Consider the following 22,106-nt stretch of genomic DNA (forward strand, 5'->3'; position numbering starts at 1 on the left):
CAGGGCCGGGTGATACACTCGATTTGACGCGCACGCGCGCCTGCAGGTCCAGCGATCATGACCCAGATTTCCGAACGCCTGTTGGTTCAGGCCCACCTTGACGCCAAGCAGCCCAACCCGCTGACCGCCGAGCAGGAGGCCGAATACCGTGCGGCCATCGCTGCCGAGCTGAAAGCGCAGAATGCCGTGCTGGTAGCCCACTATTACTGCGACCCGGTCATCCAGGCGCTGGCTGAAGAGACCGGCGGCTGTGTGTCTGACTCGCTGGAAATGGCCCGTTTCGGCAAGAACCACCCGGCCGAGACGGTGATCGTCGCCGGTGTGCGCTTCATGGGTGAAACCGCCAAGATCCTCACCCCGGAAAAGCGCGTGCTGATGCCGACCCTGGAGGCCACCTGCTCGCTCGACCTGGGCTGCCCGGTCGAAGAGTTCTCGGCCTTCTGCGACCAGCACCCTGAGCGTACCGTGGTGGTTTATGCCAACACCTCCGCTGCGGTGAAGGCGCGGGCCGACTGGGTGGTGACCTCGAGCTGCGCGCTGGAGATCGTCGAAAGCCTGATGGACAACGGCGAGACCATCATCTGGGGCCCGGACCAGCACCTGGGTCGCTATATCCAGAAGCAGACCGGTGCCGACATGCTGCTGTGGGACGGTGCCTGCATCGTTCACGAAGAATTCAAGTCGCGCCAGTTGGCCGACATGAAGGCGCTGTATCCGGATGCCGCTATCCTGGTGCACCCCGAGTCGCCGGAAGCGGTGATCGAACTGGCCGACGCGGTGGGCTCCACCAGTCAGCTGATCAAGGCGGCGCAGACCCTGCCGAACAAGACCTTCATCGTCGCCACCGACCGCGGCATCTTCTACAAGATGCAGCAGCTGTGCCCGGACAAGGAGTTCGTCGAAGCGCCGACAGCCGGTAACGGCGCGGCGTGCCGTAGCTGCGCGCACTGCCCGTGGATGGCGATGAATACCCTGGAGCGGGTGCTGCATTGCTTGCGTAACGGTGGGGACGAGATTTTTGTTGATCCGGCGCTGGTGCCGAAGGCGATCAAGCCGCTGAACCGCATGCTGGACTTTACCCAGGCGGCTCGACTGAAGCTCTCCGGTAACGCCTGACGCAGCTGGGGCCGCTTTGCGGCCCTTTCGCGACACAAGGCCGCTCCCACATGTTCGGCGTGCGCTGGACCTTGTGGGAGCGGCCTTGTGTCGCGAAAGGGGCGCAAAGCGCCCCCCAAATTATCAGCGGCCCATCATTTCCTGAACCATGCGCTTCTGCTCCATGATCTCGCGCTGGCGCTGGTCGATCTGCGATGCCAGCGGGAAGTTGCTGCCCGCACGACGCTTGGCGTAGTCCAGTTGCTGTACCGCCTGGTCGAAATCCCCCACCAGGGTGAAATACTCCGCGCGCGCCCGGTGCAGGCCGATGGTGTTGCCCGACAACCCGCGCACTTCCGCCATGTCGTACCAGACGTCCGGGTCATCCGGCCGGCTCTTGAGCAGGTCGTCCAGCACCTTCTCCGCCTCGGCCGGCTTGTTCTGCTTGACCAGCAGGTCGGCACGCACCTGTTTCAGCGGGTAGTTGCCCGGGTACAGCCCCTGCATGCGCTCGGCGCGCTGCTGGGCGTCGGCGAGGCGGTTGTTGGTGATGTCCAGGTCAATCTGCGCCAGGTTGTAGGTGATGTCGTTAGGCGCCTTGGCCAGCAGCGGCTTGAGGTTTTCCCGCGCTTCGTTGAGTTGGCCACCCTTGATCTGCGCCAGGGCCAGGCCATAGCGCGCAGCGTCCAGTTTCGGGTCTTCGTCGAGCTGGGCGCGGAAACGCTTGGCTGCCAGGCCTGGGGTGCCCTCGTAGGTGAGTGCCACGCGGGCGCGGATCAGCTGGTAGCGCTGGCTGTCCTCGACGCCACCCTTGGGTGCCTGTTCGGCACGGTTGCGGGTGTCGGCGATACGCGACTCGGTCACCGGGTGAGTCAGCAGGAATTCTGGCGGCTTGGCATCGAAGCGGTACTGGCGCGCCAGGCGCTCGAACATGGTCGGCATGTTGCGGGGGTCGTAGCCGGCCCGTTCCAGGTTCTGGATGCCGACGCGGTCGGCTTCCTGCTCGTTCTGCCGCGAGAAGCGCCGTTGCTCCTGGATCGCTGCCGCCTGGGTGCCGGCGATCATGCCGATGCCGGCATCGCCAGCGCCGCCTGCCGCCAGCACGATGCCGGCCAGCAGCGCGGCCATCATCGGCAGCTGCATGCGCTGCTGGGCCTCGACGCCGCGGGCGAAGTGGCGTTGCGACAAGTGTGCGAGTTCGTGCGCCAGCACCGAGGCGTATTCGCCTTCGGTCTGGGCATTGAGGAACAGGCCGCCGTTGACGCCGACAATGCCGCCAGGCGCTGCAAAGGCGTTGAGCTCGCGGCTGTCGATGAGGATGAATTCCAGGCGCCGGTCCTGCAGCTGGCTGGTTTCGGCCAGCCGGTACACGGTGGTTTCGACGTAGTCCTTCAACTGCGGGTCATTGAGCTGGTTGACCTGGCCACGCAGCAGGCTCAGCCAGGCGCGGCCGAGGTCATGCTCCTGCTTGGGTGAAACGATCGCGGAACTGGCGTCGCCCAGTGACGGCAGGTCGTCGGCGTGGCCGGGAAGGGCCATCAGGCAGGCCAGCGCCAGCAGGGTGGGGCGCAGTAGATTCATGCAGAAGCTCGCGTCGATGAAAAAGCCTTACTGTAGCCGGGTCGCGCGGAGCCGACCAGTGGCGGTATGCTACCGAGCTTTTCCCAAGACTATCTGCCCGGCTCTGGAGACGCGCCCGATGAGTGACACCCTGACCTGCGACGCCGAACTCGACGCCAGCGGGCTGAACTGCCCGCTGCCGCTGCTCAAGGCGAAGATGGAACTCAACCGCCTGGCCAGCGGGGCGATCCTGAAAGTCATTGCCACCGATGCCGGTTCCCAGCGCGACTTCCGCACTTTCGCCCAGCTTTCCGGTCATACCCTGCTGCAAGAAACGGCCGAGGCCGGTACCTACACCTACTGGCTCCGCAAGGCCTGAGCCAACCCAAGGATCGTCAATGTTCAAAGTGCTTCGCGACTGGATAGAGCGCTACTTCTCCGATGAGGAAGCAGTGGTGCTGGCGGTCTTGCTGTTTCTCGCGTTTACCGCAGTGCTCACCCTCGGCGGCATGCTCGCACCCGTGCTGGCGGGCATGGTCCTGGCGTTCCTGATGCAGGGCCTGGTCAACGCCCTGGAGCGCGTGCGCGTGCCGACCCGGCTGGCGGTGATGTTGGTGTTCGCGCTGTTCATGGGCGCACTGGCGGTGTTCATGCTGGTGCTGGTGCCGCTGCTCTGGCACCAGCTGATCACGCTGTTCAACGAACTGCCGGGAATGCTTGGCAAATGGCAGTCACTGTTGCTGCTGCTGCCGGAGCGTTATCCGCATCTGGTGTCGGATGAGCAGGTGTTGCATGCGATCGAGTCGGTGCGCGGCGAAATCGGCAAGTTCGGCCAATGGGCGCTGACCTTCTCGCTGTCGAGCCTGCCACTGCTGGTCAACGCGATGATCTACCTGGTGCTGGTGCCGATCCTGGTGTTCTTCTTCCTCAAGGACCGCGTGCTGATCGGGCGCTGGGTCAGCAGTTACCTGCCGCGTCAGCGGACCTTGCTGAACCGCGTGGGTAGCGAGATGAACCGGCAGATCGCCAATTACATTCGCGGCAAGGGCATCGAGATCCTGATCTGCGGGATTGCCACCTATATCGCATTCATCAGCCTGGGTCTCAATTACGCCGCGTTGCTGGCGCTGCTGGTGGGGTTGTCGGTGGTGGTGCCTTATGTTGGCGCGGTGGTGGTGACCGTGCCGGTAACGCTGATCGCGCTGTTCCAGTGGGGCTGGGGCGACCAGTTCATCTACCTGATGACGGTATACGCGATCATCCAGGGGCTGGATGGCAACGTGCTGGTGCCGCTGCTGTTCTCCGAGGCGGTGAGCCTGCACCCGGTGGCGATCATCTGCGCAGTGTTGCTGTTTGGCGGGCTTTGGGGGTTCTGGGGAATCTTCTTTGCGATCCCGCTGGCGACCTTGATCAAGGCCGTGCTGGATGCCTGGCCCAGGCAGGAAGCCAGCGTCTCACCGATGCTCTGATGCAGCTGGGGCCGCTTTGCGGCCCTTTCGCGACACAAGGCCGCTCCTACAGAGGAACGTGATCTCCTGTAGGAGCGGCCTTGTGTCGCGAAAGGGCTGCAAAGCAGCCCCTATCAATCTCAGCCTTTATTCAAGGCCTGCGCAGCCGCCAACACGGCATCCACATGCCCGGGCACCTTCACCCCACGCCATTCCTGGCGCAGCACACCGTCCTTGTCGATCAGGAAGGTGCTGCGGTCGACGCCCATGTATTCCTTGCCATACAGCTTCTTCAGCTTGATCACATCGAACAGCTGGCACAGGGCCTCGTCCTTGTCGCTGATCAGCTCGAACGGGAAGCCTTGCTTGGCCTTGAAATTCTCGTGCGACTTGATGCCGTCGCGCGACACGCCGAACACCACGGTGTTGGCGGCGGCAAAGGCGTCATGCTGGTCGCGGAAACCCTGGCCTTCGGTGGTGCAGCCCGGGGTGCTGTCCTTCGGGTAGAAGTACACCACCACCTGCTGGCCCTTGAGTTCGGCCAGGCTGACGGTCTGGCCGCTGGTGGCCTGGGCCTGGAAGTCGGCGACGGGTTGGTCGAGTGCTACTGCCATGGTCGATTTCCTTACATGGGGTTCTGTGGACGCCACGGCTCGATCAGCGCATCGAGGTTCAGGGCATCGGCGAAGTCCAGGAACTGGTCGCGCAGCCAGCTGATCTGCGTGCCGGCCGGCAGGATCACGGTGAACTGGGCGTTGAGCATGCTGCTGCCGGTCTGCGGCGCCAGGTAGGTGTCGCAGGTCATGGCTTCGAGCTCGACGCGGTGGTCGAGGAAGAATTGGCACAGTTCGTTGATGATGTCCGGACGATAGGCGGCGCTGACGTAGGCCACGTAGGGCAGGGCCTGCGGGCGCACTTCCTGGTCGGCGCTGCGCACCACGTCGAGGGTCAGGCCGTGTTTTTTGCCCAGGCCCGGCAGCATGGCTTCGAGGCGCGCCAGGGCGTCCCAGCTGCCGCCTACCTGCAGCACCAGGGCGCTGGTCTCGCCGTGGCGGCTCAGGCGCGAGGTGACCACCGCGCAGCGGTTTTCGAATGCGGCGCGGCTGAGGACGTTGGCCAGCTCCATGGGGTTTGGGCCCAGGGCGCTGATGACAAGGAATTGTTCGCGGACGGTGGGGGTGGACATGCAGCATTCCTAAAGCGATGAGCGGTCGGTGCAGGACGGGCGAAAGCCTCCTGTCGGCAGGGCCCGGGGCTCGCATGCGAGGACGTGGACGCTGGCCGGGGAGCAGGGTCGACGGCCCGGCGGGCCGCGCTGCACCGATCAAAGGATCAAGGGTAGCGAAATAAGGCGCCGAGGGGAATGCTCCGCCCGCCTGCTTCGCTTGTGCAAGGCCGATGCCCCCAGTACCATTACCGCTCTCTTTTTCCGGCAGGAGCAGTTACATGATTGCGGGCAGTATGGTGGCGTTGGTCACACCCATGGATGCACAAGGGCGTCTGGACTGGGTCAGCCTCGACAAACTTGTAGACTTCCACCTGGAAAACGGCACCCACGCGATCGTCGCTGTCGGCACCACCGGTGAGTCGGCCACGCTGGATGTCGAAGAACACATCCTGGTCATCAAGCACGTGGTCGAGCGCGTCAAGCGCAGCAACAAGCCGATCCCGGTGATCGCCGGCACCGGTGCGAACTCCACCACCGAAGCCGTGCACCTGACCCAGAACGCCAAGAATGCTGGCGCCGACGCCTGCCTGCTGGTCGTGCCGTACTACAACAAGCCGACCCAGGAAGGCCTGTACCAGCACTTCAAGCATATTGCCGAAGCCGTCGACATTCCGCAGATCCTCTACAACGTGCCTGGCCGTACCTCCTGCGACATGCAGGCCGACACCGTGATCCGCCTGTCGAAGGTCAAGAACATCATCGGAATCAAGGAAGCCACCGGCGACCTGGCTCGCGCCAAGGCCATCCTCGATGGCGTCGACAAGGACTTCATCGTCATGTCCGGTGATGACCCGACTGCAGTCGAGCTGATCCTGATGGGCGGCAAGGGCAACATCTCCGTCACCGCCAACGTCGCCCCGCGCGAAATGGCCGACCTGTGCGAGGCCGCCCTTGAGGGCAATGCCGAGAAGGCCCGCGCAATCAACGAAAAACTGATGCCGCTGCACAAAGACCTGTTCTGCGAAGCCAACCCGATCCCTGTGAAGTGGGCGCTGGTGGAAATGGGCCTGATGCACAAAGGCATTCGCCTGCCACTGACCTGGCTGAGCGAAGGTTGCCACGAAAAAGTCCGTACTGCCTTGCGCCAGTCCGGCGTACTGGTTTAAGAGGAAGTACACCGCATGAAGCGACTGGCTGGTCTTTCCGCGCTCGCCCTGATTATTTCCAGCACCAGTGGGTGTGGCTGGCTGTGGGGCGAGGATGGCTATTTCCGCGACCGCGGCAGCGATTACCTGCAGGCGCACCCGACTGCGCCGATGCAACTGCCGCCGGACGCCGGCAACGTCAAGCGCCTTGACCCGTTGCTGCCGATCCCGCGCAACGTTGCCGACGATCGCGCCACTGGCGAGTTCGAAGTGCCGCGTCCGCAACCGCTGACCGCTGGCGCCGAAGCCAGCGACTACACCCTGCAGCGCAGCGGCAGCAGCCGCTGGGTCCTGGCCCAGCACTCGCCGGCCGAAGTGTGGCCGGTGGCGCACCAGTTCTTCGAGGACAATGGCTTCCGCATCGCTGAAGAACGCCCGCAGACCGGTGAATTCAACACCACCTGGCAGCGCTTCGACGAACTGTCGGCATCGCTCGGCCAGCGTCTGTCGAGCACCGCCAGCAGTGGCGACAGCGAAGTGCGTGTCCGTGTGCGCATCGAGCCTGGCGTGCAGCGCAACACCTCCGAGGTGTACATCGTCAGCGTCGAACGCCCGGCCGGCAGCACCGCCGACACCGCGTTCCCGTCCACTTCGGCCAACACCGGCGCCGACGCGCTGCTGGTCGACGAAATGCTGGCCAGCATGAGCCGCAGCGCCGAGAAGGGCGGTTCGGTATCGCTGTTGGCTGCGCGCGACTTCGATGCCCCGAGCCGTGTCAGCCTGAGCGAAGACGGCAGTGGCAACCCGGTGCTGTTCCTCGGTTCGGACCTGGACCGTGCCTGGTCCGGCGTGGGCCGTGCGCTGGAGCAGAGCGGCCAGTGGCGTGTCGAGGACATCAACCGCAGCCTGGGCCTGTACTACATCAACCTGTCGGAAAAGCCTGAAGACAAGCAGAACGAGCCTGGCTTCTTCAGCCGCATGTTCGGCAGCGCACCGACCAAGGAAGAGCGTGAGGCCCGCGCCGAGCGTTATCAGGTGCGCCTGAGCAAGGTCGGTGAGAGCGTGCAGGTTACCGTCGAGAAGAACATCAACACCGTGGCCCCGGCCGATGTCGCCCGCCGCGTGCTGAGCGCCATTCAGGACCACCTGGGCTAAGTGCGCTTCGCGGTACTCGGAAGCGGCAGCCAGGGAAATGGCACGCTGATCGCCAGTGGTGACACGTTCATCCTGGTCGATTGCGGTTTTTCCCTGCGTGAGACCGAGCGGCGCCTGGCGCTGCTCGGGGTGTCGGCGGCACAACTGAGCGCCGTGCTGGTCACCCACGAACATGCCGACCACGTGCATGGGGTGGGGTTGCTGTCACGGCGCTACAATGTACCGGTCTACCTCAGCCAAGGCACATTGCGCGGCATGCGCAAGCCGGTGGAGGTGGCCGGTTTTCTCGCTTGTGGCGAGCGGCTGCAGATCGGTGGCCTGGAAGTGAGCGCGGCGCGGGTCGAACACGACGCCTACGAGCCGCTGCAGTACGTGTTCAGCGACGGCAAGCGGCGTTTCGGCATGCTCACCGACCTGGGTTCGTACGATGCGCTGCTGCTCGAGCGCTACCAGGGCCTGGATGCACTGCTGATCGAAGCCAACCACTGCCGCGACTTGCTCGCACGCGGCCACTACCCGGCTTTCCTCAAGCAGCGGGTGGGTGGCATGCAAGGACATTTGAACAACCACCAGGCCGCGCGCCTGGTGCAAGAGTTGGGCTGGAACAACCTGCAGCACCTGGTGCTGGCCCACCTCAGTAGCAAGAACAACCTGCCACACTTGGCCCGCCAGTGCTTCGTCGACACCCTTGGGTGCGACCCGGACTGGCTCCAGGTGGCGAATCAGGAACACGGGCTCGACTGGCGCGAAATCGCCTAGCCCAACACCTCAGCAAGCGGAGCCCAATCATGGAAAAACGCGACGAACTCTACCGCGGCAAGGCCAAATCGGTTTACAAGACCGACGACGCCGACCGCTTGATCCTGCTGTTCCGTAACGACACTTCGGCGTTCGACGGCAAGCGCATCGAACAGCTCGACCGCAAAGGCATGGTGAACAACAAGTTCAACGCCTTCATCATGCAGAAGCTCGAAGAAGCCGGCGTGCCGACCCAGTTCGACAAGCTGCTGGGCGACAACGAGTGCCTGGTGAAGAAGCTGGACATGATTCCGGTCGAGTGCGTGGTGCGCAACTACGCCGCCGGCAGCCTGGTCAAGCGCCTGGGCGTGGAGGAGGGCATCAAGCTGGAGCCGTCCACCTTCGAGCTGTTCCTGAAGAACGACGAGAAGGGTGACCCGTTCATCAACGAATCCCACGTTGTCGCGTTCGGCTGGGGCACCGCCGAGCAGCTGGTCGAGATGAAGAAGCTGTCGCTGAAGGTCAACGAAGTGCTGAGCAAGCTGTTCGATGACGCCGGCCTGCTGCTGGTCGACTTCAAGCTGGAGTTCGGTGTGTTCCACGGCCAGATCGTCCTGGGTGACGAGTTCAGCCCGGATGGCTGCCGCCTGTGGGACAAAGAAACCCGCAAGAAGATGGACAAGGACCGCTTCCGCCAGGGTCTGGGCGACGTGATCGAAGCCTACGAAGAAGTTGCCAAGCGCCTGGGCGTGCCGCTGTAAGCCGCACGTTCACGCAAGCGTCTGATACCACGCGATTTTTTTTGAAAAAAGATTTGCGTTTCAAGAAAACGCTGGTATGATGCGCGGCATTGGAGAGATGCCGGAGTGGTCGAACGGGACGGATTCGAAATCCGTTGTACTGGCAACAGTACCTAGGGTTCAAATCCCTATCTCTCCGCCATACAAGATGAAGCCCCGCAGATTAACGTCTGCGGGGCTTTTTCGTTTTCAGCGTTTTATTTTCGCTTCAACTCACCAAGGCGTTGGTTCCAGCGCGCCAACCCCGGTTGGGGTAGTGCTGCCTTCGCCATTGCGCAGGAACGGCAGGTGCCAGAAGTCATTGGGCACAATCTCGTCCCCTGGCTTGACGTTTTCCGGGAAGATGAACTCGAACACCGGTGCCACGTACTGGCCGGCGGTCAGCCCGTTGGCCACGGTCAGGCGGCTGGCGTTCTGCAGGCAGCTATCGACCCCAGGTTGCGGGAGGGTGTTGGTGGGTACGCACAGTGAGCGAGCGACCACCCGCAAGGTACGGCTTGGCTGGCTGAGCAGGCCGGTCGGTGCCTTGGACGCACGCAACCGTGCGCGCTGTGGTTGGGCGCCAACATTTTGCGTGGTGATCCCGCCGGAAGCACCGGCGCAGGTAGCCGCCAGCACAGTGGCCGGGTCACATTCGCCAGTCATTTCAAACGGCGTGATCCAGCGGTTGCGTTGCACGCCGGTGGCAGGGTCGACATCGATCAGGTAGATGTCCACCGGGGTCTTGACGTCGGTGGTCTCGGCCTCAAGGAAGATGCGGTCCTGGGTTTCCTGAGCCGCGCCGTTTACTGCGACCAGGGCCGGGTCAGCAGTGCCGACGCCGAATTCGCCAATGGCCAGGTAGCTGGGCTGGGAACCCGGCTGGGTGTAGATGCCGAGGTTTGCCTCGATGGTGTGGGCAGAAATGAAGTCCGGCACACCGGCCGTGGTCGATTTGAACAGCGTGCCGGAATAAGTGATGAAGTCGCCGACTTCGAACGGTACTTGTTGCGTCGGGTCCGGATCGGTTGCGGTCCGGGTCGGGTCGCTGAAGCGCTTCATGACGAACTGGCTGCAATACAATTGGCCTGCCTTCGGTGGTGTCAACTCACCTGAGGCTGGCAGCGCCACTCCGGCCTGGGCAAAGTTGCGGCAGTTGTTGGTGGTGGTCGGCGTCACCACTTTCGGCCGGTTTTTCTGTGGGCAGAGCGGGTCGTCACCAGTACGCGGGACGCACATCGGGTAACCCGTGGCCGCGTGAATGGTCGGGTTGGCGTCATCCACCGAGAAGCGCGCATCGGGGCTCTGGGCCCGGCCGAAACGCCCGTTGGGGTCGTTGATCTGCAAGACAGTCGGTTGCGGCGAGTTGGTACTTGTTACTTCAATGTTGCCGGTGGTCTGGTCAATCCTGCTGATATAGCCACTGCCGACCTGGGCCGATTGCTGGGAGACAAAGATCAGCCCGGCAATTTGTTTGCCGGCCACGGTGTTGCCGACAACATGTATTTCAAATGATGGGTAAGTGGCCGGCAGTTGTTTAAGGCCCAGCGGGCCACCGTGTACGAAGTCCGCCCAGTTGAGTGTGTTGGCGGGCATCTGGATGACCGAATTGCAGGGGACAATAATAGTTGTGCCGTTGACGACGACCGTACCGCCTAAACGGTCCGGGCTACTGGTATTCGGGCAGTTGCTGTTGCTGCTGTCGACCGTCATGTCCTGAATGAAACCGGTGATGTCGAAGCCGTGAATGGCCAAGGGGTCGACAAAGATCGGGTCAGGTAACGTGGGCGTAGTGAAGGGTGATGGAGTGCCCTTCACCGGCTTGTCGGTACCGCCCTTGGCCCAGGCATCGCCAGGCCCGGCAATACTTAATGCCATAGCAGCGACTACAGCTCCGGCAAGCAGTGCCGGGCGAGCGAAGAGCGTGCTGAGCCGCGTTTGGGTGGGCGCTACGGCTGAAGTTCTGACTCCTGCAGATGTGCTCATAATGGTCTCCGAAATGCTGCCAGCCTCTTTGCACGCATTCGACCTACCGAGGTTAGGGCTCGTGTTGCACGGCTTGTGCAACAACTACGGAGCGACACGGATATCGAATAAACAGCTCGACCTGAAATACCGGGTTACCGGACTTCCGACGATCTCGAGCGGCGATGTTCTGGCCGGTTCCGGACATGCATGCAAGAGGTCGTTCCTTGAGCCGTAATCGTCAAAGCACGGGTTGTGCCATAGCTGAACTGGCGTAGAGAGCCCCGAAAAACTGTTTCTAATTGTAAAAACGTTATTTGGATCTGAATTATTTGTGAAATGGTCAACCCACGTTTGGGTAAGCATTGCCAGATGTGGGTATTGGGCCCTGATCAGCAATACGGTTGACGGACGACTCAGCTTTGATCGAGATTGCCGGCGAGGGCTCAATAAGAGCAGGACTGATCTGGACCATGGCGCAATCGGCAGATCAGTGTGGATTATGCGAGTCGCCACTCGTACGGTAGCGGTAACCGGCAACAATGGTTAGCTTCCGACCCCTTTCAGGGTTTTTCCTGGACGTGCTAAGCAAGCGCTGCGACTACCAGCACTCATGACTTCCTGAAAAGGCACCTATGGTGCCTTTTTTGCTTTCAGCGTACCGATTCGGGTGGCATTGCGGCGAAAGCACTGCACATCCCCTCGCGCCGCGCACAATAGCCAAGCGATAGCCGTCGCGAGTCTGATGAAACTCGCACAGGACCTGGGCACCTGGGCTGATGATAGTGGCCACGAATGCTGGTACATCCTCAATGCAAGAGCAGCCCCATTTCGGCAGCTCATGGGCATGCCCGGCCCAAATGTGGTTTACGCCAAAGCCGCTGTTGCTTTGTGACCCCCGGCGATTGAGCGTTTTTTGCCAAGCTTCAGCGCATCGCCGCCAGCTTGATGCCGAACCCGACCAGGCAAGCCCCGGCCACCCGCTCGAACATATTGGCAATCCGTGGATTGGCGCGCATGCGCTCCGCCAGCAAGTGCGTCAGCACCACGGCAATCAACCCATAGAGGAAGGTCACCACCGCCACGGTGGCAGCGAGGAAACCGAAGGTCACCAGCCCCTGGTGCTTCACCGGGTCGACGAACAGCGGGAAGAAAGCCATGTAGAACATGATCGCCTTGGGGTTGAGCAAGGTGATCATCATGGTCTGGCGCAGGTAGTGGCCGCTGTCCATGCGGCTGGCGCGGGGAGCGCCGCCGGGTTTGCTCAGCAGCATGCGCAGGCCCAGGTAGGCCAGGTAGGCGGCACCGGCCCACTGCACCACGTGGAAGGCGGCGGGGTAGGCGGCCAGCAGGGTGGCGACGCCGGCCACGGCCAGCCACAACAGCACCTGGTCACCGAGGATCACCCCGCAGGTCGCTGCCATGCCGGCCTTGATACCGCCCTTGCCGGTGGCGGTGATCAGGGCGAAGTTGCCTGGGCCGGGGATGGCCAGGACGATGATGAAGGCGATGACGAACGCGCCGTAGTCGGTGACACCGAGCATGGGGAACTCCTGTTGGGCAGTGCGAAGGCAGGCACGTAGCCTATCGCGCTTTGCATGGCTCGTAAAAACATAGGGGCCGCATGGCGGCCCCAATCACAGGTTATTCCTTGATCTCGCGATCAAGGCGCAAAGACCAACCCCACCGTGCTGTGGAGTTCACGTTTTCAGCACGTGGGTGGCCCGTCGATGTGAGGCACTTCACGGGCACGGCGCATTGGGTCGATGGCTTATTGCGACTTGGATCCAATGCCTGGGTTCTGTATCATCCCGCCGCCATCAGAAAGATGGCCGAAGATGAAGCATTTAAAGGACTTAGTATGAAAAAGCTGTTCAAGGCCACTGTCGCCGTTGCTGTAGTTTCCGGCGTTGCCCTGCTGTCGGGTTGCACTGGCCAAGTCTATAACGCGCAGAAAAACTGCTCGTACGACTACCTGTTCCACCCTTCGGTTTCCATCTCCAAGGTCATCGGTGGCTGCGGCCCGATCGACAAGCTGCCTCAGCAGCAGTAAGCCTGGTGATCCCCAGATCTCGCCGCTAGCGGCCTGATCCGAAGCCCCCGGTCATGCAAATGGCCGGGGGTTTTTGTTAGCTGAAATGTTTGCCCTGGGTGTAGAAGGGGATCGATTGCAGCCCCTCGACCGCTTTCAGCGTTTCCGGCGAACGCTCACGCAAGGTGGAGAACGCCAGGTAAGTACGCACACTGAGCGCCGGCGCAGCGGCCACCACATGCAGGCGCCCCTCGGCGAGCAGGTCCTTGACCATGAACTGCGAGAAATACGCCGAGCCGCCGTGCCTGAGGATGTAGTCGAGGGCGATGGTTTCCTGGGTAATCGACAGGCGATGACGCCGGGCTCCAGGGAAGGCCGCATTGTGCTGGTCGGTGAACGAGCGGCCCCAGCTGATATACACGTACCCCTCGCCATGGCCCTCGAACACGGTGTCGGCCTGGGTTGACACCAGCTGCAGCGGTTCTTCGAGGAAGGGTTCGAGGACCACGTCTGGCCAGTGGTGCGGTTCGTAAAGGATCGCCAGGTCCAGCAAACCCTGGCGCAGCTCGTTCATCAGCAGGAGCGAGTAGTCCGAATGCACTTGGGTGGCCACCCGTGGCTGGTGACGCTCCATCCACGCCACCCAGTCGGCAGTGATGTTACCCCAGTGGTTCATCGGCAACCCCAGGCTGACCGTGCTGCGCATGTCGGTGGGCAACGCCACGTCTTGCTGGGCGCGCTCCCAGGCACTGATCACCGACACGGCGTGGCGGTAGAACAGATTGCCGCCGGAGGTCAACGTCACGCCATGCCGGCTGCGGCTGAACAGCGGGCGATTGAGGCGGTCTTCGAGGGCCTTGATCCGGGCGCTGACCGAAGACTGGGTGATGTGCAGGCGTTCGGCAGCCTTGTGGAAGCTGCCGCTGGCGGCCACTTCGATGAAGGCCCGCAGGTGCTCGATGTTCATGAGAGGCGACCGTCGTCAAAAGGCGAGCCGGCTGGCCCGACTCGCCGATAGTAGCGGCACTCAGGCCCAGATGTCGCCGATGGTAAAACCTTCCGGGAACGGGTCGTCGTGGTCGAGGACGAAGGTGTTCAGGCCGTAGATCCAGCTCTTGCCAGTGATGGTCGGCACCACGGCTGGCTTGTCGCCAATGCGGGTTTCGTCGATCAGGCGGCCGGTGTAGACATTGCCCAGCAGCCCTTGGTGGCGGAAATCGCGGTGCAACGGCAGTTCGCCCTTGGCGTGTAGCGTGGCCATCTTCGCCGAGGTGCCGGTGCCGCACGGGCAACGGTCCAGCGCGCCGGTCCAGGTGGCCGGGTCGTCCCAGGAGAATGCGCCGCTGGCCATGGTCACGGCATTCTTCCAGTCGGCGTTGGGGTCTTCGCTGGGGCCGGACAGCTGGGAAATGGTGATGCCGATGCCAGGGTAGTCGGGGTGGGCGACTGGTAACTGCTCGATGGCAGCCTGGCGGATCATCGACGATACCCGGGCGATTTCGCCGCCATGCTCGGGAATCAGCTCAAGGCCCTTGAACTGGCGCACATCGGCGATCACGTAGAACATGCCGCCCCAGCCCACGTCCACGCGGACCTTGCCCAGGTGCGGCACATCGATGACGGCGTCGATGTGCGCCGCGAATGCTGGCACGTTCTGGAAGGTGACCGCCTTCACCTTGCCGCCCTCGCATTGCGCCTTGATGCGGATCAGCCCGGCCGGTGCCTCCAGCACCAGCTCAGTCAGTGGCTCGCGCATCGGCAGCATGCCCATTTCCAGCAGCACGGTGACCACCGAAATGGTATTGCCGCCGGACATCACCGGGTACTCGATCTGCTCCATGATGATGTAGCCGGCGTCAGCCTCGGGGTGGCTGGGCGGGACGATGATGTTGCAGCAGTGCGCCGGGTAGCCGCGCGGTTCGCGCAGCATCAGCTTGCGCAGTTGGTCGTCGTTGGCTTCAAGCCATTTCATCTTGGCGTGCACGCTGTCGCCGGGGATGTGCGGGATGCCGCCGGTGATCACGCGCATGGGCGTGCCGGCGTGGGTGTCGACGGCGTGGATGGTGCGTTTGAATGACATGCGGGGCGGCCCTTTATTGTGGTGATTGAGCGGGGTCTGGGCCGCAGGATAAAAGGGGCTGGGTGGGGCTGTAAGGCGAATAATTCCGATCGGGTGATCGGTTTCTTCAATGGCAATTGTGGTTGCCTGTACCGGCCTCTTCGCGGGCATGCCCGCTCCCACAGGTACAGCACTGGCCTCAGGCCTGGTGTGATCCCTGTGGGAGCGGGCGAGCCCGCGAAGAGGCCGGTACAGGAGACCGCTACCAGCGCAGTGAAACAGTGCCTAGCAAGGTGCGCTCTTCACCCCAATAGCAACGCCCGGCGTTGTTGCAGCCTGCCACGTATTCCTTGTCGAACAGGTTGCGGGCGTTGACCTCGACCGACCAGTTGTCGTCGATCTCATACCCGACCTTGGCATCCACCAGCGTCACATCACCGGTATCGAGCTTGCCGTACAGGCTGGCCGGCGTATAGGCAAAGGTGCTGTCGAAATGCCGCACACCACCGCCAACCGAAAGCCCCTTCAGCAGCCCGTCACGATAGCGGTAGGTACTCCACACTGACGCCTGGTTGCGCGGCACGCCGGTCATCTGGTGGTCTTCATACAGCGACCCGGCCACGTCCTTGGTGATGCGTGAATCGGTGTAGGTGTAGGCGGCAGTGAGGTTCAGGTTCTCGCTCAGGTCGCTGTTGAGCTCCAGCTCCACGCCCTTGGCACGGCTGGCGCCGATCTGGCGGTAGTCGCCCACGGCCGCGTCGTACAGCACGTCGTCCTTCTTGCGCAGGTCGTACACCGACGCGGTAAACGCGGTGTTCCAGCCCTTGGGTTCGTACTTGATGCCCACTTCGTACTGCTCGCTGGTGGTCGGGTCCAGCGGGCCGCTCTTGCTTTCGGTCTGTTGGGTCGGGGCGAAGGCCGTGGAGTAGCTGAAGTAGGGCGACAGGCCGTTGTCGAACTGGTACATCACGCCGGTCTGCCAGGTGAACTTGCTGTCCCAGCTGTCCATGTCGGCTTCGGCGTTTAGGGTACCGGCCTTGTTGCGGAACTGGCTGTTGACCCGGTCCAGGCGCCCGCCGAGCAGCAGCACCCAGTGGTCGACCTTGGTCTGCAACTGGCTGTACAGGCCGTACATGGTCTGTTCCAGGAGCGCGTTCTGCACATGGAACGGGGTGCTCGGCTTGCCGTTCCACACCGGGTTGAACACGTTGATGGTGCCGCCGTTGCCGGCGTCCCAATCCTGGTTGAACGAAGTGCGGTCCAGGCTCGCGCCCAGCAATAGCGTGTGTTCGAAAGCGCCGTCGATGAAGTGGCCTTCGAACTGGTTGTCCAGCGAGTAGGCGATGGACTTGTTGTAGCGGTCGTAGGCCTGGTTGCTCAGGGTGGTGCCGAAGCCGCCGTTGTTGAGGTTGCCGGGCCACATTTCCTGGCGGTCGATGCGGGACTGCAGGTAGCGCGAGTTCTGGCGCAATTGCCAGGTGTCGTTGAAGCGATGGCTGAACTCGTAGCCCAGGCTCCAGGTTTCGCGCTCGAAGTTGTCCCAGTCCGGGTTGCCGGACAGCTGGTCCTTGTCGATCTTGCCGTTGGGGTTGTGCAGCAAGGTGCCGGCGGCAGGGTAGCCCAACTCCATCAGCGTACGGTCGCGCTGGTAGGTGGCCAGCACGGTCAGGCTGTTGAACTCGTCGAAGTTCAGGGTCAGCGACGGTGCGAGGTACAGGCGGTCGTCGGGCTGATGGTCGATCTGCGTGTCGGACTTGCGGCCCATCATCACCAGGCGACCGAGGATGTTGCCTTCGTCGGTCAACGGGCCGGAGACATCGACCCCGAGCTGGCGGCGGTTGTACGAGCCGTAGCTCAGCTGCACTTCACCACGGGCGTCGGCGGTCGGCTTTTTGCTGACCAGGTTGACCACACCGCCCGGGGCGTTTTCGCCATACAGGATCGAGGTCGGGCCGCGGAACACTTCCACCCGTTCCAGGCCGTAAGGCTCGCTGCTGGTGTCATAGCGGTTGCCCTGCACCCGCAGGCCGTCGCGCAACAGGCCATAGCCGTAGTCGGTGGCGTTGAAGCCGCGGATGAAGAACAGGTCGCCGGCTTGCCCGTCACCGCCGGCGAAAGGTGGCGAGAAGATGCCCGGCACGTAGCCCAGCACTTCGGTGAGGGTCTGCGACTGCTGGTCGTCCATGCGCTGGCGGGTCACCACCGAAACCGAACGCGGCGTGTCGGCCAGGGCGGCACCGGTCTTGCTGGCGGTGTTGCTGGCAACGGCACGGTAGCCGTTGTCGCTCTGGCCGTTGCTGGTGAGCAGGGCGGCGTTCACCGTGGTGGCATCGAGTTGCAGCGCGCTGCCGTCGGCGGCCGGTTGCAGCACATAACCAGCATTGCCCTGGGGCACGGCCTGCAGACCGGAGCCCTGAAGCAGGCGGGCCAACCCTTGGGTGACGCTGTAGCGGCCTTGCAGGCCCTGGCTTGTCTTGCCGGCGGCCAAGGCGTTGCTGCCGGCCAGGTAGATGCCGGCCTGGCTACTGAACTGGTTGAGCGCACCCGCGAGCGAGCCGGGGGCGATGTCGAAGTTCATCTCGGCACTGGCTGCCTGTGCGGCATGCGCTGTTGTGGCAGGCAGCATCAATGGCGCGACTGTGCAGAGCGAAAGCGGCGCGGCTAGCGCCAGGCGGAACGCGGGGTGGAGGGGCTTCGGCATGCTGGTCCCTGAAATCGATACGTTGGGTTGTGAGGTGTCGTATGCGGGGTAAACCGAACGAAACGAGAAAAAGGGAACCAAGTTCGAAATTTTTTATTTGTTCTCACAGGACTGAACACAACGCGTTGACCACGCCAAGCTTGTGGGAGCGGCCTTGCGTCGCGAAAGGGCCGCGAAGCGGCCCCGGCGATATCTGCGTTGAAGCCGAAATCCTGGGGCCGCTTTGCGGCCCTTTCGCGACGCAAGGCCGCTCCCACAAAGTCCAGGCATCCTGCACGACAGCGCGATCAGTCAGGCGGGCTCCACACTCACCCACCAGGGTGTGAGCCGCTGCACACGGACCGGTAAAGCCGCCTGCAACAAGGCCAGTGCGCGGTCGGTGTCGTCGAGCGGGAAGGCGCCCATCACCGATAGCTGCGCCACCGCCGGATGCCAACCCAGATGACCATGGCGATACCGCCCCAGCGTCTGCAGCAACTGCGCCAGCGGCATGTCTTCGGCGTTCAGGCGCCGGTGGATCCACGACTCGCCGGCACTCTGCGCCGGCCGTGTGTCACCCATGCCCTGGGCGCTGAACGCCACCTGTTGCCCAGCCTGGACAATACGGCGTTCGGCACTGCCTGCGGTGCACACCTCGACGGCGCCGGCGTAGACGTCCAGGCGGGTGAGTTCATCTTGCTGGCACACCGCGAAACGGGTGCCCAGGGCCTGCATGCGGCCCTGGGCGGTATCGACGAAGAACGGGCGGCCGGCATCGTTGGCGGTTTCCACCAGGATTTCGCCAAAGCGCAGGTGCAGCACCCGGGCCTGCAGGGTGAAGTCCAGGTCCAATGCGCTCTGCGCGCCGACCCACAACTGGCTGCCGTCGGCCAGGCGGGTTTGCCGGGTTTCGCCGATGCCCGTGGCCAGGTCGGCGCTCCAGCCTTGCAGCGGCGCCCCATGCCAGGCACGCCAGCCCAGCAGTGAGCTGGCGCCCAGCACCAGCAACGACTTGAGCCCGCTGCGGCGCGTCATGCGGCGTGCATCGTGCTCGCGCAGCACCCTGCCTGCCACATTGCCCTCAAGCTGCAGCGGAGCAAAGCGCTGACCAACCCGTTGCACGTAAAGCCAGGCGGCCTGGTGGTCGCCGTGCTGGTCGAGCCAGGCCTGCCATTGCAGCTGCAATTGCGGGGCGACGTCTTCATCCTGCAACTGCACATACCAGTGCGCGGCTTGCTGCAGGCTGGCGTGGCTGAGTTTGTGTGTCGCTTGGGTCATGGCCTCACTCCACCAGCAGGCCGTCGAGTTCGGCTTCGAGGATGGCGCAGTGCAGCAACGCCTGGGCCAGGTACTTCTTGACCATGCGTTCGCTGACGCCGATGTGCACGGCGATATCGCGGTAGGCCAGGCCGTCGATCTGTGCCATCAGGAACGCCTGGCGCACCTTGCCCGGCAAGCGCTGCAGCATTGCGTCGACTTCATGCAGGGTTTCGACGATCAGTGCGTGCTGCTCGGCAGAGGGCTGCAGGGCAGGGGGCTGCAAGGCCAGGTGTTCAAGCCAGGCGTGTTCCAGCTTCTGCCGGCGCCAATGGTCGATGCACAAGCCGCGTGCGATGGTCGCCAGGTAGGAGCGTTCCGCCGACTGGCCGTCGAACTGGCGCGGCCGATGCAGAATGCGCACGAAGGTGTCCTGCACCAGGTCGGCGGCATCCGGCCGGTTGCCAAGGCGTCGATAGAGAAAGCCCAGCAGCCAGCGCGAATGGCTCTGGTACAAGGTATGGATCGAACTGTTCAGCTCAGGAATCGAAACCACGGCGGCATCCGGCGCTAGCGCGTATTGGGTGCGAATGAGAAGTGCTCGCAATACTAGGGGCGCTTGAACGATACTGCAATGGCTTCTCTCGGCGCTTGGCCAGCATGAGACAACCTGTCGTCTTGCCTATTGCCGCGCAATTTGTTTGTGCTGGCATTTCGGTTACAATCGGCGAAACGATTCAGCCTTGTCGGTCAATTCGACAAAATCCTGAGTCGTTTTCTGGTTCTCTGGCTGCTGAACAATCATCTACAACAAGCCTGCGCTGAAGAACAAGGAACCCTCTGGGCCAGCCACAGGCCCTACCTCCGTTCTACTGACTGGAATTGATCAATGTTCAAGAAAGCTGGCAAGACCTTGCTGGGTCTGGCTGTCGCTGCGAGCTTCATGCAAGCGCACGCCGCAGAAACCAAGAAAGTCGATGTGCTGCTGGTCGGCGGCGGCATCATGAGCTCCACCCTGGCCGTGTGGCTGCACGAGCTGGAGCCAAGCTGGTCGATGGAAATGGTCGAGCGCCTGGACGGCGTCGCCGAAGAAAGCTCCAACGGCTGGAACAACGCCGGTACCGGCCACTCCGCGCTGGCCGAGCTGAACTACACCCCGGAAGACAAAGACGGCAAGGTCAACATCTCCAAGGCCATCGAAATCAACGAAGCCTTCCAGATCTCCCGCCAGTTCTGGTCGTGGCAGGTTCGCCAGGGCGTGCTGAAGAACCCGCACTCGTTCATCAACACCACCCCGCACATGAGCTTCGTCTGGGGCGATGACAACATCAAGTTCCTCAAGAAGCGTTACGACGCGCTGCAGGCCAGCCCGCTGTTCCGCCCGATGCAGTACTCCGAGGACCACGCGCAGATCGCCAAGTGGGTCCCGCTGATGATGGAAGGCCGTGACCCGAACCAGAAGCTGGCGGTCACCTGGACGCCTATCGGCACCGACGTCAACTTCGGCGAAATCACCCGCCAGTTCGTTGGCCACCTGCAGACCCAGAAAGGCTTCGACCTGAAGCTGTCCAGCGAAGTGCAGGACATCACCCGCAACAAGGACGGCTCCTGGCACGTCGAGTACAAGAACCTCAAGGACGGTACCGAGTCGGCTACCGACGCCAAGTTCCTGTTCATCGGTGCCGGTGGCGGCGCGCTGAAGCTGCTGCAGAAGTCGGGCATTCCAGAAGCCAAGGAATACGCAGGCTTCCCGGTGGGCGGTTCGTTCCTGGTGACCGAGAACCCGACCGTGGCCATGCAGCACATGGCCAAGGCCTACGGCATTGCCTCGACCGGCGCACCACCCATGTCGGTACCGCACCTGGACACCCGCGTGCTGGACGGCAAGCGCGTGATCCTGTTTGGCCCATTCGCCACCTTCTCGAGCAAGTTCCTGAAGAACGGTTCGTACCTGGACCTGCTCAGCAGCACCACCACCCACAACGTGTGGCCGATGACCAAGGTCGGTATCGACCAGTACCCGCTGGTCGAGTACCTCGCTGGCCAGCTGATGCTGTCGGATGACGATCGCTTCGAAGCCCTGCGCACCTACTTCCCGAACGCCAAGAAGGAAGACTGGAAACTGTGGCAGGCCGGTCAACGCGTGCAGATCATCAAGCGTGACGAAGAGAAGGGCGGCGTGCTGAAGCTGGGCACCGAAGTGGTGGCTTCCCAGGACCGCACCATCGCCGGCCTGCTGGGCGCCTCGCCAGGTGCTTCGACCGCCGCGCCGATCATGCTGAACGTGCTGGAAACCGTGTTCAAGGAGAAGGTCGCCACCCCTGAGTGGCAGGCCAAGATCAAGGAAATCGTACCGAGCTACGGTACCAAGCTGAACGACTCGGCAGCGGCCACCCAGAAAGAGTGGAACTACACCGCTGAAGTGCTGCAGCTGGAGAAGCCACCGGTGATCGACGACAGCGTCGGCACCACCGTGGCGCCGAGCAAGCCGGTTGAAAGCAAGCCAGAGAACGACATGGCGCTCTGATCAGGCGATGTTGCTTCGAGAAAGCCACGGGTGACCCCCGTGGCTTTTTTTTTATTGCGCTTTCGGCAAGGCGCTGTCGATGGCAAGCTCCTGCAACACCTCGCTCAGGTCGAGGTCCACCGCCAGCGCCAGGAAACTCACGTCACCCTCGTCACTGACGGGAAACACCTTCGCCTCGGTGGCGGCCTTGAGTACCACCTGGTCGCCGTGCGTGACGTGCAGTTCCGAACCATCGGGCATTTCCAGCTTCAAGCTGCCGGAGGTGGCGAACAGCAGCAGGTCGTTGCCCGGGCTCAAGTGAGCGGCCGCATGCAGATGGCGATATTCGGCGATCCAGCCATCGCGCAAGAACGTCTTGCTCAAGGCGTAGGCCAGCGAGCATTCCAGCGACAGGTCAGCCATTTCGTCGATGACCCGGTCACGTGGAACCTTGGGCATCAGGCGGGAAAATTCACTCAGGTTGGTCAGGGTGACTTTCCGGCGAACAAGGCTCATAGC

Annotated in this window: 20 protein-coding genes and 1 tRNA gene; 10 read left to right on the top strand and 11 right to left on the bottom strand. The window is 62.8% G+C overall.

Annotated elements, in window-relative coordinates:
* Positions 1-57 precede the first annotated feature (57 nt).
* The gene (nadA, locus tag N430_RS16375; protein WP_016711984.1) at positions 58-1,116 is read left to right on the top strand and encodes a quinolinate synthase NadA; all 1,059 of its coding nucleotides are present in this window, start codon (positions 58-60) and stop codon (positions 1,114-1,116) included.
* A 123-nt stretch (positions 1,117-1,239) separates the two neighbouring features.
* Here nadA and N430_RS16380 read toward each other — a convergent pair whose 3' ends face one another.
* Positions 1,240-2,676 carry a M48 family metalloprotease gene (locus tag N430_RS16380; protein ID WP_110637184.1) on the bottom strand — a complete coding sequence of 479 codons (1,437 nt, stop codon included), beginning with the start codon at positions 2,674-2,676 and terminating at the stop codon, positions 1,240-1,242.
* Between the two features lie 118 nt (positions 2,677-2,794).
* Here N430_RS16380 and N430_RS16385 point away from each other — a divergent pair, with 118 nt between their 5' ends.
* Together N430_RS16385 and N430_RS16390 are read left to right on the top strand one after the other, a co-directional pair.
* Positions 2,795-3,034: a sulfurtransferase TusA family protein gene (locus tag N430_RS16385; protein ID WP_110637182.1), complete on the top strand. Its 240-nt coding sequence runs from the start codon at positions 2,795-2,797 to the stop codon at positions 3,032-3,034.
* A 19-nt stretch (positions 3,035-3,053) separates the two neighbouring features.
* Positions 3,054-4,124 (top strand): AI-2E family transporter, encoded by a 1,071-nt coding sequence (locus N430_RS16390; protein WP_110637180.1) that lies wholly within the window; start codon positions 3,054-3,056, stop codon positions 4,122-4,124.
* Between the two features lie 119 nt (positions 4,125-4,243).
* Here N430_RS16390 and N430_RS16395 read toward each other — a convergent pair whose 3' ends face one another.
* Positions 4,244-4,717, bottom strand: a complete 474-nt coding sequence (locus N430_RS16395; RefSeq protein WP_110637178.1) for a peroxiredoxin — start codon at positions 4,715-4,717, stop codon at positions 4,244-4,246.
* A gap of 11 nt (positions 4,718-4,728) precedes the next feature.
* On the bottom strand, positions 4,729-5,289 hold the full coding sequence (locus N430_RS16400) for a glycine cleavage system protein R (RefSeq protein ID WP_013973793.1): 561 nt from the start codon (positions 5,287-5,289) through the stop codon (positions 4,729-4,731).
* A 260-nt stretch (positions 5,290-5,549) separates the two neighbouring features.
* Between N430_RS16400 and dapA the strand changes: the two genes are divergently transcribed.
* From dapA to N430_RS16425, 5 genes are all read left to right on the top strand, one after another.
* On the top strand, positions 5,550-6,437 hold the full coding sequence (gene dapA, locus N430_RS16405; RefSeq protein WP_110637175.1) for a 4-hydroxy-tetrahydrodipicolinate synthase: 888 nt from the start codon (positions 5,550-5,552) through the stop codon (positions 6,435-6,437).
* Between the two features lie 15 nt (positions 6,438-6,452).
* Positions 6,453-7,571 carry an outer membrane protein assembly factor BamC gene (bamC, locus tag N430_RS16410; protein WP_110637173.1) on the top strand — a complete coding sequence of 373 codons (1,119 nt, stop codon included), beginning with the start codon at positions 6,453-6,455 and terminating at the stop codon, positions 7,569-7,571.
* Positions 7,572-8,330 carry an MBL fold metallo-hydrolase gene (locus tag N430_RS16415; protein ID WP_103446262.1) on the top strand — a complete coding sequence of 253 codons (759 nt, stop codon included), beginning with the start codon at positions 7,572-7,574 and terminating at the stop codon, positions 8,328-8,330. It abuts the gene before it with no gap.
* Between the two features lie 29 nt (positions 8,331-8,359).
* Positions 8,360-9,070 carry a phosphoribosylaminoimidazolesuccinocarboxamide synthase gene (gene purC, locus N430_RS16420; RefSeq protein ID WP_011535129.1) on the top strand — a complete coding sequence of 237 codons (711 nt, stop codon included), beginning with the start codon at positions 8,360-8,362 and terminating at the stop codon, positions 9,068-9,070.
* A 91-nt stretch (positions 9,071-9,161) separates the two neighbouring features.
* Positions 9,162-9,251, top strand: a tRNA-Ser gene (locus N430_RS16425).
* 71 nt (positions 9,252-9,322) lie between these two features.
* Here N430_RS16425 and N430_RS16430 read toward each other — a convergent pair.
* Together N430_RS16430 and N430_RS16440 are read right to left on the bottom strand one after the other, a co-directional pair.
* The gene (locus N430_RS16430; protein ID WP_256592141.1) at positions 9,323-10,966 is read right to left on the bottom strand and encodes a hypothetical protein; all 1,644 of its coding nucleotides are present in this window, start codon (positions 10,964-10,966) and stop codon (positions 9,323-9,325) included.
* Between the two features lie 1,013 nt (positions 10,967-11,979).
* Complete coding sequence (locus N430_RS16440) at positions 11,980-12,597, bottom strand: LysE family transporter (protein WP_110637167.1); 618 nt, start codon at positions 12,595-12,597, stop codon at positions 11,980-11,982.
* Between the two features lie 317 nt (positions 12,598-12,914).
* Here N430_RS16440 and N430_RS16445 point away from each other — a divergent pair, with 317 nt between their 5' ends.
* Positions 12,915-13,106 carry a DUF4223 family protein gene (locus N430_RS16445; RefSeq protein ID WP_085675695.1) on the top strand — a complete coding sequence of 64 codons (192 nt, stop codon included), beginning with the start codon at positions 12,915-12,917 and terminating at the stop codon, positions 13,104-13,106.
* Positions 13,107-13,182: 76 nt separating this feature from the next.
* On the opposite strand, the gene N430_RS16450 is transcribed toward N430_RS16445, so the two are convergent.
* The 5 genes from N430_RS16450 to N430_RS16475 all read right to left on the bottom strand — a co-directional run bounded on the left by N430_RS16450 (position 13,183) and on the right by N430_RS16475 (position 19,637).
* A complete protein-coding gene (locus N430_RS16450; RefSeq protein WP_110637165.1) occupies positions 13,183-14,052 on the bottom strand; it encodes a LysR family transcriptional regulator in 870 nt (289 codons plus the stop codon).
* A 60-nt stretch (positions 14,053-14,112) separates the two neighbouring features.
* Positions 14,113-15,165 carry a proline racemase family protein gene (locus tag N430_RS16455; protein ID WP_110637163.1) on the bottom strand — a complete coding sequence of 351 codons (1,053 nt, stop codon included), beginning with the start codon at positions 15,163-15,165 and terminating at the stop codon, positions 14,113-14,115.
* 241 nt (positions 15,166-15,406) lie between these two features.
* A complete protein-coding gene (locus N430_RS16465) occupies positions 15,407-17,845 on the bottom strand; it encodes a TonB-dependent siderophore receptor (protein ID WP_110637160.1) in 2,439 nt (812 codons plus the stop codon).
* Between the two features lie 291 nt (positions 17,846-18,136).
* Entirely contained in the window at positions 18,137-19,102 is a 966-nt protein-coding gene (locus N430_RS16470) for a FecR domain-containing protein (protein WP_110637159.1), read from the bottom strand.
* 4 nt (positions 19,103-19,106) lie between these two features.
* Positions 19,107-19,637 carry a sigma-70 family RNA polymerase sigma factor gene (locus tag N430_RS16475; RefSeq protein WP_110637157.1) on the bottom strand — a complete coding sequence of 177 codons (531 nt, stop codon included), beginning with the start codon at positions 19,635-19,637 and terminating at the stop codon, positions 19,107-19,109.
* A gap of 333 nt (positions 19,638-19,970) precedes the next feature.
* Between N430_RS16475 and mqo the strand changes: the two genes are divergently transcribed.
* The gene (gene mqo / locus N430_RS16480; protein WP_110637155.1) at positions 19,971-21,608 is read left to right on the top strand and encodes a malate dehydrogenase (quinone); all 1,638 of its coding nucleotides are present in this window, start codon (positions 19,971-19,973) and stop codon (positions 21,606-21,608) included.
* A gap of 51 nt (positions 21,609-21,659) precedes the next feature.
* Here the strand turns inward: mqo and N430_RS16485 are convergent, their stop codons facing one another.
* Positions 21,660-22,103 carry a hypothetical protein gene (locus tag N430_RS16485; protein WP_110637153.1) on the bottom strand — a complete coding sequence of 148 codons (444 nt, stop codon included), beginning with the start codon at positions 22,101-22,103 and terminating at the stop codon, positions 21,660-21,662.
* Between the last annotated feature and the right edge of the window lie 3 nt (positions 22,104-22,106).

Origin of the sequence: Pseudomonas sp. CC120222-01a, from assembly GCF_003097235.1 — a bacterium.
In the GTDB taxonomy this organism is placed as follows: domain Bacteria; phylum Pseudomonadota; class Gammaproteobacteria; order Pseudomonadales; family Pseudomonadaceae; genus Aquipseudomonas.

Coding starts and splice junctions, on each gene's coding strand:
- bamC (WP_110637173.1), top strand. CDS start 6,453: ATGAAGCGACTGGCTGGTCTTTCCGCGCTCGCCCTGATTATTTCCAGC.
- N430_RS16450 (WP_110637165.1), bottom strand. CDS start 14,052: ATGAACATCGAGCACCTGCGGGCCTTCATCGAAGTGGCCGCCAGCGGC.
- N430_RS16465 (WP_110637160.1), bottom strand. CDS start 17,845: ATGCCGAAGCCCCTCCACCCCGCGTTCCGCCTGGCGCTAGCCGCGCCG.
- N430_RS16380 (WP_110637184.1), bottom strand. CDS start 2,676: ATGAATCTACTGCGCCCCACCCTGCTGGCGCTGGCCTGCCTGATGGCC.
- N430_RS16430 (WP_256592141.1), bottom strand. CDS start 10,966: ATGGCATTAAGTATTGCCGGGCCTGGCGATGCCTGGGCCAAGGGCGGT.
- N430_RS16455 (WP_110637163.1), bottom strand. CDS start 15,165: ATGTCATTCAAACGCACCATCCACGCCGTCGACACCCACGCCGGCACG.
- N430_RS16445 (WP_085675695.1), top strand. CDS start 12,915: ATGAAAAAGCTGTTCAAGGCCACTGTCGCCGTTGCTGTAGTTTCCGGC.
- N430_RS16390 (WP_110637180.1), top strand. CDS start 3,054: ATGTTCAAAGTGCTTCGCGACTGGATAGAGCGCTACTTCTCCGATGAG.
- nadA (WP_016711984.1), top strand. CDS start 58: ATGACCCAGATTTCCGAACGCCTGTTGGTTCAGGCCCACCTTGACGCC.
- N430_RS16485 (WP_110637153.1), bottom strand. CDS start 22,103: ATGAGCCTTGTTCGCCGGAAAGTCACCCTGACCAACCTGAGTGAATTT.
- mqo (WP_110637155.1), top strand. CDS start 19,971: ATGTTCAAGAAAGCTGGCAAGACCTTGCTGGGTCTGGCTGTCGCTGCG.
- dapA (WP_110637175.1), top strand. CDS start 5,550: ATGATTGCGGGCAGTATGGTGGCGTTGGTCACACCCATGGATGCACAA.
- N430_RS16385 (WP_110637182.1), top strand. CDS start 2,795: ATGAGTGACACCCTGACCTGCGACGCCGAACTCGACGCCAGCGGGCTG.
- N430_RS16440 (WP_110637167.1), bottom strand. CDS start 12,597: ATGCTCGGTGTCACCGACTACGGCGCGTTCGTCATCGCCTTCATCATC.
- N430_RS16400 (WP_013973793.1), bottom strand. CDS start 5,289: ATGTCCACCCCCACCGTCCGCGAACAATTCCTTGTCATCAGCGCCCTG.
- N430_RS16395 (WP_110637178.1), bottom strand. CDS start 4,717: ATGGCAGTAGCACTCGACCAACCCGTCGCCGACTTCCAGGCCCAGGCC.
- purC (WP_011535129.1), top strand. CDS start 8,360: ATGGAAAAACGCGACGAACTCTACCGCGGCAAGGCCAAATCGGTTTAC.
- N430_RS16470 (WP_110637159.1), bottom strand. CDS start 19,102: ATGACCCAAGCGACACACAAACTCAGCCACGCCAGCCTGCAGCAAGCC.